At 70.6% G+C, this 13,570-nt stretch carries 11 protein-coding genes; 8 read left to right on the plus strand and 3 right to left on the minus strand.

Annotated elements, in window-relative coordinates; translation table 11 throughout:
• Nucleotides 1-155 precede the first annotated feature (155 nt).
• The 6 genes from sufC to VFZ09_RS10085 are packed head-to-tail and all read left to right on the plus strand — an operon-like array spanning nt 156 to nt 5,054.
• Nucleotides 156-923, plus strand: a complete 768-nt coding sequence (sufC, locus tag VFZ09_RS10060) for a Fe-S cluster assembly ATPase SufC (RefSeq protein WP_329727300.1) — start codon at nt 156-158, stop codon at nt 921-923.
• Nucleotides 920-2,248 (plus strand): Fe-S cluster assembly protein SufD, encoded by a 1,329-nt coding sequence (gene sufD, locus VFZ09_RS10065; protein WP_329727301.1) that lies wholly within the window; start codon nt 920-922, stop codon nt 2,246-2,248. The genes sufC and sufD overlap by 4 nt, the downstream gene beginning before the upstream one ends.
• The gene (locus tag VFZ09_RS10070) at nt 2,245-3,474 is read left to right on the plus strand and encodes a cysteine desulfurase (RefSeq protein ID WP_329727302.1); all 1,230 of its coding nucleotides are present in this window, start codon (nt 2,245-2,247) and stop codon (nt 3,472-3,474) included. Before sufD ends, VFZ09_RS10070 begins: the two co-directional genes overlap by 4 nt.
• Complete coding sequence (gene sufU, locus VFZ09_RS10075) at nt 3,471-3,923, plus strand: Fe-S cluster assembly sulfur transfer protein SufU (RefSeq protein ID WP_329727303.1); 453 nt, start codon at nt 3,471-3,473, stop codon at nt 3,921-3,923. The genes VFZ09_RS10070 and sufU overlap by 4 nt, the downstream gene beginning before the upstream one ends.
• Nucleotides 3,924-3,936: 13 nt before the next feature.
• Nucleotides 3,937-4,497, plus strand: coding sequence for a putative Fe-S cluster assembly protein SufT (sufT, locus tag VFZ09_RS10080; protein ID WP_329727304.1), 561 nt, complete (start codon nt 3,937-3,939; stop codon nt 4,495-4,497).
• 17 nt (nt 4,498-4,514) lie between these two features.
• A complete protein-coding gene (locus VFZ09_RS10085) occupies nt 4,515-5,054 on the plus strand; it encodes a hypothetical protein (RefSeq protein ID WP_329727305.1) in 540 nt (179 codons plus the stop codon).
• Between the two features lie 34 nt (nt 5,055-5,088).
• On the opposite strand, the gene VFZ09_RS10090 is transcribed toward VFZ09_RS10085, so the two are convergent.
• A complete protein-coding gene (locus VFZ09_RS10090; RefSeq protein ID WP_329727306.1) occupies nt 5,089-5,841 on the minus strand; it encodes a fatty acid desaturase family protein in 753 nt (250 codons plus the stop codon).
• A 521-nt stretch (nt 5,842-6,362) separates the two neighbouring features.
• Here VFZ09_RS10090 and VFZ09_RS10095 point away from each other — a divergent pair.
• Together VFZ09_RS10095 and infC are read left to right on the plus strand one after the other, a co-directional pair.
• On the plus strand, nt 6,363-8,201 hold the full coding sequence (locus VFZ09_RS10095) for a PHB depolymerase family esterase (protein WP_329727307.1): 1,839 nt from the start codon (nt 6,363-6,365) through the stop codon (nt 8,199-8,201).
• 249 nt (nt 8,202-8,450) lie between these two features.
• A complete protein-coding gene (gene infC, locus VFZ09_RS10100; RefSeq protein ID WP_414640690.1) occupies nt 8,451-9,158 on the plus strand; it encodes a translation initiation factor IF-3 in 708 nt (235 codons plus the stop codon).
• A gap of 50 nt (nt 9,159-9,208) precedes the next feature.
• Here the strand turns inward: infC and VFZ09_RS10105 are convergent, their stop codons facing one another.
• Together VFZ09_RS10105 and VFZ09_RS10110 are read right to left on the minus strand one after the other, a co-directional pair.
• Nucleotides 9,209-9,709 (minus strand): YkgJ family cysteine cluster protein, encoded by a 501-nt coding sequence (locus VFZ09_RS10105; RefSeq protein ID WP_329727308.1) that lies wholly within the window; start codon nt 9,707-9,709, stop codon nt 9,209-9,211.
• An 11-nt stretch (nt 9,710-9,720) separates the two neighbouring features.
• On the minus strand, nt 9,721-13,500 hold the full coding sequence (locus VFZ09_RS10110) for a DUF3857 domain-containing protein (protein ID WP_329727309.1): 3,780 nt from the start codon (nt 13,498-13,500) through the stop codon (nt 9,721-9,723).
• Nucleotides 13,501-13,570 lie beyond the last annotated feature (70 nt).

The raw sequence follows: 13,570 nt of genomic DNA on the forward strand, positions 1-13,570 counted from the left end.
AACATGATCGTGAGCGGGTTCTGCAAGGAAGTGTTCCGCGAGCTCCCGATGGAGTTCGCCGTCGAGGCGCAGAAGCTCCTCGGCATCTCTCTCGAGGGCAGCGTCGGTTAGGTCGACGCCGTCCGAGTCCCGAATCCCGAGTCCCGAACCCCGATATGTTGCAGATAACGAACCTCCACGCGCGCGTCGAAGACAAGGCCATCCTCAAGGGGATCAGCCTCACGGTGAACCCCGGCGAAATCCACGCCATCATGGGCCCCAACGGCTCCGGCAAGAGCACGCTCGCGAGCGTGCTGGCCGGCCGTGATGCCTACGAGGTGACCGGTGGCGAGGTGCTGTTCGAGGGCAAGGACCTCCTCGACATGGACCCCGAGGAGCGAGCCCGCGAAGGCGTCTTCCTCGCGTTCCAGTACCCGGTCGAGATTCCGGGCGTGAACAACAGCTACTTCCTCAAGGCCGCGCTCAACGCCATCCGTCAGCACCGTGGCCTGCCCGAGCTCGACGCCATGGACTTCGCCCGCCACATGAAGTCGAAGATGCAGCTCCTCAAGATGGACCCGACGTTCCTGCAGCGGTCCGTCAACGAGGGCTTCTCGGGCGGCGAGAAGAAGCGCAACGAGATCTTCCAGATGGCGGTGCTGGAGCCGAAGCTGGCCATCCTCGACGAGACGGACTCGGGGCTGGACATCGACGCGCTGCGAATCGTCTCCGGAGGCATCAACGCGCTGCGCTCGGCGGAGCGGAGCATGCTCGTGATTACGCACTACCAGCGGCTGCTGGAGTACGTGGTGCCGGACAAGGTGTCGGTGCTGGCGAATGGACGCATTGTGAGTACGGGCGGGAAGGAGCTGGCGCTGGAGCTGGAGAAGAAGGGCTACGCGTGGCTGGGCCAGGGCGCGGGCGGCAAGGAGGCGAGGCCGTGACGACGGACGTGGGGCTCCAGCACTACCTCGACCTGGCCGAGCGCTTCCAGGCGGAGCGGGCGGCGGGCGCCCCGGCGTGGCTGCGGGCCTTCCGGCAGGAGGGCATCGCGCAGCTGGCGCGCCAGGGTTTCCCCACGTCGAAGCTCGAGGACTGGAAGTACACGAACGTGGCGCCCATCTCCGGCCAGGCCTTCAGCCCCGTGCGCACGGTGCACGAGGCGGGGGTGGAGGCGGCGGTGGCGCGGCTGGCGCTCCCGGGCCCGGGGCCGCGGCTGGTGTTCGTGGACGGCTGGTACGTGCGCGAGCTGTCGCGGCTGGAGGGCCTGCCCGCGGGCCTCACGGTGCGCAGCCTGCGCGAGGCCTTGCAGGACGGAGAGCCGTTGGAGGCGCTGGTGGGCAGCCGGGCGCGCGCGGACGCGAGTGCCTTCACCGCGCTCAACGCGGCGCTGCTGGAGGAGGGCGCGGTGGTGCGGGTGGCGCCGGGCACGGTGTGCCCCGAGCCCGTGCAGTTCCTCTTCCTCTCGCGCGGTGACACGCACGTGACGCTGGCCAGCCCCCGGGTGGTGGTTCGGGCCGGGGACAACAGCGAGCTCACGCTGGTGGAGAGCTACGTGGGCGCGGCGCCGGGCGTCTCCTTCACCAACGCGGTGACGGAGGTGGTGCTGGGGGCCGGCGCGCGGGTCACGCACCTCAAGCTGCAGGCCGAGTCGGAGACGGCCTTCCACATCGGCGGCCTGCACGCGGAGCTGGGGCGGGACAGCCGCTTCGCCTCGCACGTCATCTCCCTGGGCGGGGCGCTCGCGCGCAACGAGGTGCACTCCGTCTTCGGCGCGGAGGGCGGTGAGTGCACGCTGCAGGGCCTGTACGTGGGCCACGGCACGCAGCACCTGGACAACTGGACGAACCTGGACCATGCGCACCCGCGCTGCTCCAGCCGCGAGCTGTACAAGGGCGTGCTGGACGACAAGGCGCGCGGCACCTTCCACGGCAAGGTGCTGGTGCGTCCGGACGCGCAGCGGACGGATGCGCGCCAGGCCAACCGCAACCTCCTGCTCTCGGAGGCGGCGATGGCGGACGCGCGGCCGCAGCTGGAAATCCTGGCGGATGACGTGAAGTGCGCGCACGGCGCGACGGTGGGCCGGCTGGACGAGCAGGCGCTCTTCTATCTGCGCTCGCGCGGCATCACCCGGGCGGAGGCGGAGTCGCTGCTGACGCACGCCTTCGCCAAGGAGGTGGTGGGCGCCGTTCCCCTGGCGCCGCTGAGAGAGCAGGTGGAGGCGCTGCTGGCGCGCAAGCTCCCGGGAGCGAAGGAGGGCAGGGCATGAGCGGGGCACCTTTCGACGTGGCGCGCGTGCGCGCGGACTTCCCCATCCTCCACCAGGAGGTGCGGGGCCGGCCGCTGGTGTACCTGGACAGCGCGGCGACGACGCAGAAGCCCCAGGCCGTCATCGACGCCCTGGTGCGCTACTACACGCACGACAACGCCAACGTACACCGCGGCGTGCACGCCCTCTCCGAGCGCTCCACGCAGGCCTACGAGGGGGCTCGCGAGCGGGTCCGCCGGTTCATCAACGCGCGCGACACGAAGGAGATCATCTTCGTGCGCGGCTGCACCGAGGCCATCAACCTGGTGGCGCAGACGTTCGGCCGCACCCGGGTGGGCCCCGGTGACGAGGTGCTCATCACCGCCATGGAGCACCACTCGGACATCGTGCCCTGGCAGATGCTCTGCCAGCAGGTGGGCGCCACGCTGAGGATGCTCCCGGTGGACGAGCGGGGAGACCTGCGGCTGGAGCAGCTCGAGCCGATGCTGACGGAGCGCACGCGGTTGCTCGCGGTGACGCACGTGTCCAACGCGCTGGGGACGGTGAATCCGGTGCGGGACATCGTCAAGCGGGCCCACGCGAAGGGCGTGCCGGTGCTGGTGGATGGGGCGCAGGCGCTGGCGCACTTCCGGGTGGACGTGCAGGACCTGGACTGCGACTTCTACGCCTTCAGCGGACACAAGATGTTCGGGCCCACGGGCATCGGCGTGCTGTACGGCAAGGCCTCGGTGCTGGAGCCGATGCCGCCGTGGCAGGGCGGTGGGGACATGATCCTCTCCGTGACGATGGAGAAGACGGTCTACAACCGGCTGCCGTACCGCTTCGAGGCGGGCACTCCGGACATCTCGGGCGCCATCGGCCTGGCGGCGGCGATGGACTACCTGGACGCGGTGGGGCTGGACGCCATCTCGGCGCACGACCAGGAGCTGCTGGAGTACGGGACGCGGGCGCTGGAGGGCGTGCCGGGGCTGAGGCTGTTCAGCCGGGCCCGGGAGCGCTCCGGGGTGCTGTCCTTCCTCATGGAGGACGTGCACGCGCATGACGTGGGCACCATCCTGGACCGCGAGGGCGTGGCCATCCGGGCGGGGCACCACTGCGCGCAGCCGCTGCTGTCGTGCTTCGGGGTGGCGGCCACGGTGCGGGCGTCGCTGGCCCTGTACAACACGCACGAGGACATCGACGCGCTGGTGCGTGGGCTGCACAAGGTGCGGGAGGTGTTCGCGTGAGCTCGGACCTGCAGGACCTGTATCAAGAGGTGGTGCTGGAGCACGGCAAGCGTCCGCGCAACTTCCGCGAGGTGGAGGGCGCCAACCGGCGGGCGGACGGTTACAACCCGCTGTGCGGAGACCAGCTCACGGTGACGCTGCGGATGGACGGCGACGTCATCAAGGACGTGGGCTTCGTGGGGCAGGGGTGTGCCATCTCCCGGGCCTCGGCGTCGCTGATGACGGGGGCGGTGAAGGAGATGTCCCGGGCGGACGCGGAGCGGCTCTTCGAGCGGGTGCACAAGCTGGTGACGGAGGGCCCCGAGGGCGTGGACATGGAGGCACTGGGGAAGCTGGCGGTGCTGTCCGGGGTGAATGAGTTCCCGTCCCGGGTGAAGTGCGCGAGCCTCGCATGGCATGCGCTGCGCGCGGCGCTCGAGGGCAAGGAGTCCTCGGTCTCGACGGAGTAGGGAGGATGCTCGGATGAGAGGATTGCTGACACCGCTCACGCGCGACTGCGAAGTGACGATGATTCCCAGCGGTGAGCGGGTGACGGTGCCCGCGGGCACCGAGGTGCGGGTGCTGCAGACGCTCGGCGGCAACGTGACCGTGCAGGGCGACTACGGGCAGCTCATGCGCATCGACGAGAAGGACGTCGAGGTGCTGGGCGCCGACTATCTCGCGCAGAACCCGAAGTCCGAAGAGCCCCAGGCGCAGGCCGCGGAGGGCGCGTTCGACGAGGAGCGCATCTGGGAGCAGCTGCGCACGGTGTATGACCCGGAGATTCCGGTGAACATCGTGGAGCTGGGGCTGGTGTACGGGTGCAAGTCCACGCCGCTGCCGGAGGGCGGTCACCGGGTGGAGATTCAGATGACGGTGACGGCGCCGGGGTGCGGCATGGGACCGGTGCTGGTGGATGACGTGCGCCAGAAGGTGTCGGGGCTGCCCGGGGTGAAGGAGGCGGACGTCCAGCTGGTGTGGGAGCCGCCCTGGGATCAGAGCCGCATGTCGGACGTGGCAAGATTGCAACTCGGTTGGATGTAGCTTCGTCAGGAGGGGATATGCGAAAGCCAGTCTGGAGTGGTCTCGTTCTCTGTGCCCTGCTCGGATGCGCGGGGCCGAAGTCCTTGATGGGGGGAGAGGAGCCCCAACCCCCGCCGCCTGCTACCGAGAGTCCCGCGGAGGCGCCGGTGGAGGCCCCGCCGGGTGAGCCGAAAGCCCCCGCCGCTCCGGACTCCGCGTCGCAGCCGCTCCAGGTGACGGCGTCTCCGGCGCCCAAGGACGACATCATCCTCAAGAGCGTCGAGCTCCAGGGCGACACGCTGGTGGCGAGGGTGATGCACTCGGGGGGCTGCAAGCCGCACACGTACGAGCTGCTCTGGAATGGCGGCTTCCAGAAGTCCGCGGCGGGCGACGCTCAAGCGGAGCTGGTGCTGGCCCACACCGCGAACGGGGACTCCTGCGAGGCGCTGCTGAACCGGACCGCGAGCTTCGACCTCGCTCCGCTCAAGCAGCGCTGGCGCGAGCAGAACAAGGGCGAGCACGGCGCGGTGGAGCTGCGCTTCTCCGGCTCGCAGGTCACCGGCCGCTACACGTTCTGAGCGGGACCGGAGCACGTCCGGTCCCCGCGTGGGCTCACGGCGTCGCGAGGTCCGGCGCCGGGGTGCCCTCCGGGGCCTCCGGGGTGACGGGCGGGAGGTTCATCGACTCCTCGCGCGGCGGCAGCCCGGTGACGGCGGTGATGAGCTTCTCCATGCCATCGAAGAAGCCGATGGCCTCCAGCGGCCGGTTGAGCCACCCGGTGGTGATGCAGTAGTGGCTGGTGTGGGGCGCGGTGTGGTGCACGTCATGGTGCGCGCGGCCGAGGATGATGCCCCGCTCCTGCAGCCAGGACACCAGGGGCGAGACGTGCTCCATGTGCGACCACTTGTGGAACTGGTTGGTCCCGAAGACGCCCAGGCACAGCATCAGCACGAAGGTGAGCGCGGCCGAGGCCCACGGCGCCTCCGGGCCCGAGGGCAGCAGCAGCGCGAGCGCCAGCACCGGCACGCTCACCAGGCAGTTGTGGCCGTTGGTGGCCACGAAGCCATGGCGGGTGATGTCGAGCGGATCCTCGTGGTGGACGCGGAAGGGCGTGACGAAGGTCTTCCCCAGCACGGGCGTGGTCCGGGAGAACCACGTGTCGAACAGCCAGTGCACCAGCCCGGACACGAGGTCCGCCGTCACGAAGCCCAGCACCGCGCTCACCGCGATCATCACCACCGTCTGGGAGCCGGCCGCCTGGAATACGCGGCGTGCGAGCATGGCGCACAGGACGAAGAAGAGGACGACGCCGAGCTTTTCCTGCCACTGGGCGGGACGGGCCTGGGTGGACGTGGTGACGGACATGCGGGTTCCTGGGGTGGAGGCCAGGTCCCGGAGTGGGCCCTGCCTTGATCGTTGACCAGCCTACACCATCAGTGGACCCGCTGTGCCGAGGACCGGCCGCTCACCCGGGTCACGAGTGGGTGTCGTAGACCTTGGGGCACCCATGACCGTCCGCATCGAGAAGAAGGGTTCCGTCACCACCGTCATCCTGCACCGCCCCGAGGTGCGCAACGCCGTGGATGGGCCCACGGCGGAGGCGCTCGCCGCGGCCTTCCGGGAGTTCGAGGCAAGGAGTCGCTCACGGGCGCGAAGCGCTTCGCGGAGGGCGCCGGCCGCCACGGCTCGTTCGAGGTCGAAAACATCGAGAGTTGAAAGCTGGTTCAGTTTTCAGCCTGTTTTGACGCGCCGCGACTTGAGCGGGGACAGCCGGTGAAAGTCTGTTCTCGCCGCGAGGCCGCCCCTCTACCCCCCCTGGCGGCCCCGGAGGCTGCATGTTCGGTCGAGGCACTCGGCGTCTTGCGTCGTTCACGTCATCTCGTGGGATGCGCTTCGCGGCGCTCCTGCTCACCACCGCCGCGGGCTGTGGTCCGCTCGAGGGAGGCGCTCCCGAGGAGCAATCCGCCGCCGAGGTGGCGCAGGTGGAGAACGGGCTCACGCAGGTCACGGGTTTTGGCACCAACCCGGGCAACCTGCTGATGTACCGGCACGTCCCCGCCAGCATGCCGGCCAGCGCGCCGCTGGTGGTGGTGCTGCACGGCTGTACGCAGACGGCCGCGGCCATGGAGAACACCGGGTGGACGGCGGCGGCGAACGTCTACAAGTTCTACGTCGTCTATGCGCAGCAGCAGAGCGGCAACAACTCCAGCAGCTGCTTCAACTGGTTCGAGCCGGGGGACATCGCGCGGGGCGCGGGCGAGGCGCTCTCCATCAAGCAGATGGTGGACAACATGAAGTCCACCTACTCCATCGATTCGGCGCGCGTGTTCGTCGCGGGCTTCTCGGGCGGTGGGTACATGGTGCCCGTCATGCTCGCCACCTACCCGGACGTCTTCTCCGCGGGCGCCGTCAACGCGGGCGGGCCCTACAAGTGCGCCACTTCCATGACGGAGGCCTTCTCCTGCATGAGCCCGGGTGTGGACAAGACGCCCACCGCCTGGGGAGACCTCGTGCGCGGTGCCTACTCCGGCTACACGGGCGCCCGTCCCCGCGTCTCCATCTGGCACGGCACGAGCGACTTCACGGTGAAGAACTCCAACGCCACCGAGGCGATGGAGCAGTGGACCAACGTGCACGGCATCGACCAGACGGCGGACTTCACCGAGACCGTCGCGGGCTTCCCCCACAAGGAGTACCGCAACAGCGCGGGCACGACGCTCGTGGAGACGTATGACCTCACTGGCATGGGTCACGCGGTGGCGATCGACCCGCAGTACGGCTTCCCGGGCACCTCCACCATGTGCGGCGCCACGGGCGCGTACCTGTCCGACGTGAACATCTGCGCCGTGTACTACCAGTCGAAGTTCTTCGGGCTCACGGGCGGCGGCGGCGGCACGGGCGACACCACCCCGCCCACGGTGAACCTGACGGCGCCGGCCAACGGCGCCACGGTGAGCGGCACCGTCACCCTCACCGCGAGCGCCTCGGACGCGGTGGGCGTCACCCGGGTGGAGTTCTACGTGGATGGCGCCCTGGCCGGCTCCGACAGCGCCGCCCCCTACGAGCTGGCCTGGACCAGCACCAGCGTGGCCAACGGCACCCACTCGCTCAGCGCCAGGGCCTTCGACGCCGCGGGCAACTCGGCCACGGACGCGGACACGTCCGTCACGGTGAGCAACAGCGGCACGAGCACCCCGGTGACGGTGAGCTTCACCAGCGTCGCCGCGGAGGATGGCTACATCAAGGCCAACTCGGACGGTAGCCTGCCGGCGCTCGGCACGCTCACGGGCCTGGCGCTCGGGCGCGGCACGGACGCCAGGTTCAACCGCTCCTTCCTCTCCTTCGACACCTCCGGCCTGCCGGATGGCGCCACCCTCACCCGTGCGTACCTCACCGTCGGCTACTCGTCCGGCTCGGGTGACCCGTGGGCGAGCCCCGCCGGCAATACGCTCGTCCTCGACGTGAAGACGGGCACCTTCAACGCCGCCACCACCGAGACGGCCGACTGGGGCGCCGCCGCCGACGCGAGCGCCGTGGCCAGCATCCCGAGGTTCACTCTGGGTACGGCCCAATCGGCGGATTTCGCCAGCGCCGGTCTGTTGGCCATCAACAAAACGGGGAAGACCCAGCTGCGGCTGCGCTTCACCCAGGATCAGGCGACGACGGCCTACCTGTTCGTCCAGGATGGGGCCAACGCCAGGCTCACCGTCGTCTACACGCCATAGTCGCGGGTTTCCAGGGCGGGAAGGCCGTGGAGGTGTTAGTGTGACCCCACGGCCACGGGTATGAAGCAAGGCCCGTTCGTACGCCTCCTCTCCCTCTGGGCGGGGGGGCGCTTCGAGGCACTCCCGCTTTGGGGGGTTGCCAGCCAGGTGGGTCGCCTGCCGTCCACGTCCCGCTGCATGCCGTACCGTAGATGCCTGCCCCATCTTCACAGGGCGTAGGCCAGGAAACCCCTTTCGGAGGAAGCGCACATCATTCGCGAACAGAGAAGTCCTCGCGGCGGAAGCCGCGATCAGAGAACGAATCGCCGTATCCGCGCTCGCGAGGTCCGCGTCGTGGGGTCCGATGGCGCGCAGCTTGGCGTCATGCCTCTCGAGGCCGCCCTGACGCTGGCGAGAAATGAAGGACTCGACCTCGTCGAGATCAGCCCCATGGCCCAGCCGCCTGTCTGCAAGGTGATGGACTATGGCAAGTTCAAGTACGAGGAGAAGAAGAAGGCCGCGGAGTCGAAGCGTGCCCAGGTCGTGGTCCAGCTCAAGGAAGTGAAGCTGCGTCCGAAGACCGAGGAGCACGACTACGAGTTCAAGGTCCGCAACACGCGCCGCTTCATCGAGGACGGCAACAAGGCCAAGGTCGTCATCCAGTTCCGGGGTCGAGAAATCACCCACAAGGAGCAGGGCACGGCCATCCTCAACGACGTGGCCAACGACCTGAAGGACGTGGCGGTGGTGGAGATGCCGCCGCGCATGGAAGGGCGCCTGATGTTCATGATTCTCGCGCCCACGCCGAAGGTCGCCCAGAAGGCCCGCGAGCTGGTGCGGCAGGCCGCTGCCAACGCCAAGAAGTCTCCTCCGCCGGCGCCGGGTGCCGGAAAGCCGGCTGCTGCTGCGGGTGCTGCCGCTCCTGAGGAGGCCTCCGGCGAGGACTCGCAGGAAGCCCCCACCCCGGCGGCTCCGTAGGCGGAATCACCCGCACGCGGTGGACGCGCTCCACCGCGTGGGGTGGCCCCTCAGCCCGGGGCCTCGAAGCGCCTCGGGCCTCCGTGGAAGTGCTGGTCGAGGAAGGCCTCGGCCCGCTCCCGCGCGGCGCTCGTCTCGGACGAGAAGCCGCCGTCCTCACCCCAGGCCGCGAAGCGGGCCCGCTCCAACACCGAGGCGGGGCCTGGGTCCGTGCCGGGCCCGAGGCTCCGCTCCACCGCCGCGAGCAGGGCGTGCGCCTGCTCCACCACCTGGAGCGATTGCTCGAATGAAACCGAGCCACCGGCCACTGCGTTGAACAGCCGGCAGGCATAGCGGCGGCAGCCCTCCGGGCGCTCCGCGTAGACGGAGCACTGCCGCCCCTTCAGCGCCGTGCAGCCCTGGCGGAGGGCGGGGGCGCCATCCGCGAGCGCCACCACCTCGAGCCCGTTCCGCCGGGCGGCGTCGGCTTCGGCGCGCTGGAGCGGAACGTGGCTGAAGAGGTTGCCGTCGCAGCACAGGCCGCAGCGACGGCACAGCTCGGACAGGGACATGGGGCCCGAGTCTACTTCACCAGCGCCAGGTCCCTCGACTGGACGAGGTCCACCTCACCGGCGAAGTGCGCGAAGTCCTCGTACTGCTTCACGGGGATGCGGGCGCGCTCCACGCGCAGGGTCTCGTCGATGGTGAGCGCGCGGCCCTCCTGCTTCTCCGTGCGCAGCAGGCGCCCGAAGGGGCCCTCCACCTTCAACTGGGCCTGTGGGTCCGACAGCTTGAAGCCCTGCGGCATCGTCAGCGTCACCACCGTGCGGTTCGTCTCCGTGTCGTCGATGTAGAGCGGCGTGGTGCGCGTGCTGAGCTGCACGTACTGACGGCCCAGGCTCGCCGGCATGGTGACGGGCGGCAGCACCAGCTTGTCCTTGTCCGCCCGGGCGAAACCGGCGGCCTTGAAGGCGTAGCGCACCGTGAAGGGGGCTCCGGCCTCCTCCGCGCGCTCCAGCTTCAGGTCCGTCAGCTCCGCCCCGCCGAAGTAGCGGCCCACCGCGCTCTGCAGCGCCTGGCGGCGGCGCTCGCCGGAGATGGCCTCGAAGGCCTCCGCCAGCTGCGCCGCGTCGAAGCCCGTGTACTGCTCCTCGCCCTTGCCCGTCAGGTGGCCGTTCCCGTCGATCTCCAGTGCCAGCTTCACCAGCTTGCCGGGCTGCTGCTTCACCGGCGGCGTCTTCACCTTCTCCAGCGGACGGCCGGGCTCGGGCAGCAGGTACGCGTCCCGCTCGCCCAGCGCCGGCTCGGGCAGCTCGCCGAAGGGGGCGAAGCGCGTGGTGGTGTCCAGCCACACCGGCCCCTCTCCCGGCACCTCCGCCCGCAGCCCCAGGTACGGCAGCAGCGACTCCTCGGGGAAGAGGTACTCCGCGGGGTCCGCCGAGAAGGTGCGCACCGCCACCAGCCGCGCCGGAATCCCCAGCGCCTCCAGGCCCGCCTTCAGCACCCACAGCCGGCTGCCGCGGTCCTGCGCGATGGAGCCCGCCGCCGACTGCGTCAGCCCCGCGTCCCGGCCGGTGAAGCGCTTCATCACCGCCGCGTACAGCGCCTTCACCGCCTCCAGCCCGCGCTTGTCTCCGGCCGCCTCGCGCGCGAAGGCCTCCAACTCCCAGTTGAGCGCGCCCTTGTCCAGGAAGGCGTCCGAGTACACCGCCACCAGCTTGTCGTTGCCCGTGGTGCCCGCGCCCACCACCACGAAGGGCAGGTACTCCTTGCCCGACGGCGGGCCGTCCGGCTCGGGGATGAGGGGCGGCACGTTGCGCACCTCGAAGGTGAAGATCTCCTCGTCTCCCTTCACCACCGGCGGCGGCGCCTTCATGTTGTGCGCGTCCACCTTCATGCCCGTGCCCTTGGGCGCCACCACCGTGTACGTGGCCCGGTGGTCCGGCAGGTTGGCCACGCGGAAGTAGAAGTCCGACGCCGTGAAGCCCGGCTGCGCCGGCCCGCGCGAGCCCTCGGCCAGCAGGTACTCCACCTCCACGTAGTCCCCCACCTGCACGCCCGGCAGGCTGACGGTGTCCTTGCCCTCGATGCTCTCCGGCTCCAGCACCGTGCCGTCCGCCTTGAGGGTGCGCAGCGCCAGCACCTGCGCGCCCGAGGGCAGGTTCACCTCGGCGATCTCCTGCACGCCACTCTGATCCAGCGCCTTCTGGATGCTGTGGATGCGGGTGACCTGCGAGCCGTCCTGCCACACCTGCGTGGCCGCCGCGTCCAGCACGTACACCGCGGCGCTGTCCTGGGGGCCCGGGTTGGCCTCGTAGTCCTTGATGGCCTGCCGGCCGTCGATGGCGTGCGCCTGCAGCAGCTCCTGTCCCGTCTTCGCGCGCACCACGGCGCGGCGCAGGGACAGATTGCTCCCGTCCAGCAGCAGCGACTGCTCGCGCAGCGCCAGCGCCCCGGCCGCGTCTCCGGCCAGCTCGCGCACGTCCGCCAGCTTCTCCAGCACCCGCGGGTTGCGCGGCCAGAGCGCGGCCAGCGTCTTCAGCGTGGCCGAGGCATCATCGAAGCGGCGCAGCGCCACGTACGCGCTCGCCAGCGACATGCCCGAGCTGATGTCACCCGGGTTGCGCACGAGCTGCTGCTGGTAGAGGGCCGCCGAGCGCTCCAGGTCTCCCCGCATCCGCGCGTGCTCGGCGGCACGGACGAGCGCGCCCGGGCAACCGGCCAGCGAGTCGATCAGCTCGTCCGTGCGAGTCACCGCGTCGCGGCGCCGGGCCAGTCCGTAGCGCAGCCCCAGCGCATCACACAGCCCCGGCTGGGCCTGGAGCGCCGCCTCCGCGCTCTCCTCGGCCGCGCTCTCCACCTCCAGCGCCATGGCCGTGCGCGCCTCCAGCAGGTACACGGGCCAGCCCGGCTGCTTCGCCGCGGCCCGCGCCGTCTTGAGCGTCTCCATCGCCGCGGCGTACTGCCCGTCGTTGAGCGACAGCTCGGCGCGCAGCAGCAGCGCCGTCACGTCGCCCGGGTCCTTGGACAGCGCCGCCTCCAAATCCCGCGTCGAGCGCCCGCGCGACACCTTGGTGGGGATGCTCCGGTCCAGCGCGGCCAGCTCGGCGCGCAGCGAGAGCACGGCGGCCGTCTGGGTGGCCTTCTGCAGGCGCGTCATCAACCGCCACGCCCCGTCCGAGTCCCGGCCCATGCCGTCGCGCACCGCGGCGAAGTCCGCCAGCAGCGGGCCCGCCTCACCGGCGAGCGCGGCGGCCAGGTCCTCGGCGCGCGGGTACACCAGCTCCGCCTTCGCGTCCCGGGGCGCCGAGCCCCACGAGGAGGGCGCGGGCCCGCTGGCCGGGCTGTAGCGGACGTTCGACGGGCGCCCATCCGCGCGCGCCAGGGCGAAGGACACGTTGGCGCCGCGCTGCTGGTCCTTCAGCAGCTTGATGAGGATGCGGTGCCGGCCCGCCGCGAGCTGCACGGGACGCGCGGCCACCGTGGACGCGGCGCGGGTGAAGTCGCGGCGCTCCAGCAGGGGCGCTCCATCCACCATCACCTTGAAGGAGGAGGCGGAGACGGCGCGCACCACGTAGACACCGGCCTCGGCCACCTCGGCGTCCACGGCCATGAGGTAGATGTCACCGCTGGCCGGCTCGCCCGCCACGTCCAGGCGGCTGTCCGGGGCGCGCAGGGTGCGCGGCACGAGCTGGCCGAAGGGGCCGGTGAAGGGGCCCGCCATGGAGCCGTCCTTCTCCGGCGGGGTGGGCTCGTCGAAGGCGAGCAGGTGCCAGGGCGAGAAGGGCCCCACCAGCGTGGCCGTGTCCACCGAGCCCATGTCCTTGAGGGCGCGAGCCTGGGCGGCCCGGTCCTCCCTCAGTCCGAGGATGGCCACCTGGCTGGCACGCAGCAGTTGGGCGGCCTCGCCCGAGGCTCCGGCGTCGAGCGCGGCCTGGAGGCCCGTGAGGATGACGTCATCCAGCGCGGGGGAGGAGCCCACCAGGTCCAGCACGTAGCGGGCGGAGGGCACCGCGAGGGGATGGCGGGGCGCGCGGGTGGTGATGGCCAGCGCGGCATCGAGCGCGCGGCGCGGATTGGCGGCGCGGCGCGCGAGCAGGTGCTGGCCGTAGAGGGCGTAGGGGTCGGCGGGGTCCTTGGCGCCGGCCTCGTCGAAGCGGGCCTGGGCGACAGCCGGGTCTCCCGTCATCAACCAGGCGTGGAAGCCGGCGAGCGCGAGCGTGCGCGCTTCACTGGTCCCCTTCTGCGCCGCGTTGGCGGCGTTTTCGAGCACCTCGGTGGGCGAGGTGGAGTGGGCACAGCCGGCCATGGCGAGGCCGGCGACGAGCAGCAGCACGGAGAAGCGGGGAGTGGACGTGCGCATGGAGCGCACAGGGATAATTCAATCCCCGGGGTGAGGCCACATCCACGTGCAGCGGTTGGCCTCTTCCCTG

This window comes from Archangium sp. (assembly GCF_036277355.1).
Taxonomy (GTDB): domain Bacteria; phylum Myxococcota; class Myxococcia; order Myxococcales; family Myxococcaceae; genus Archangium.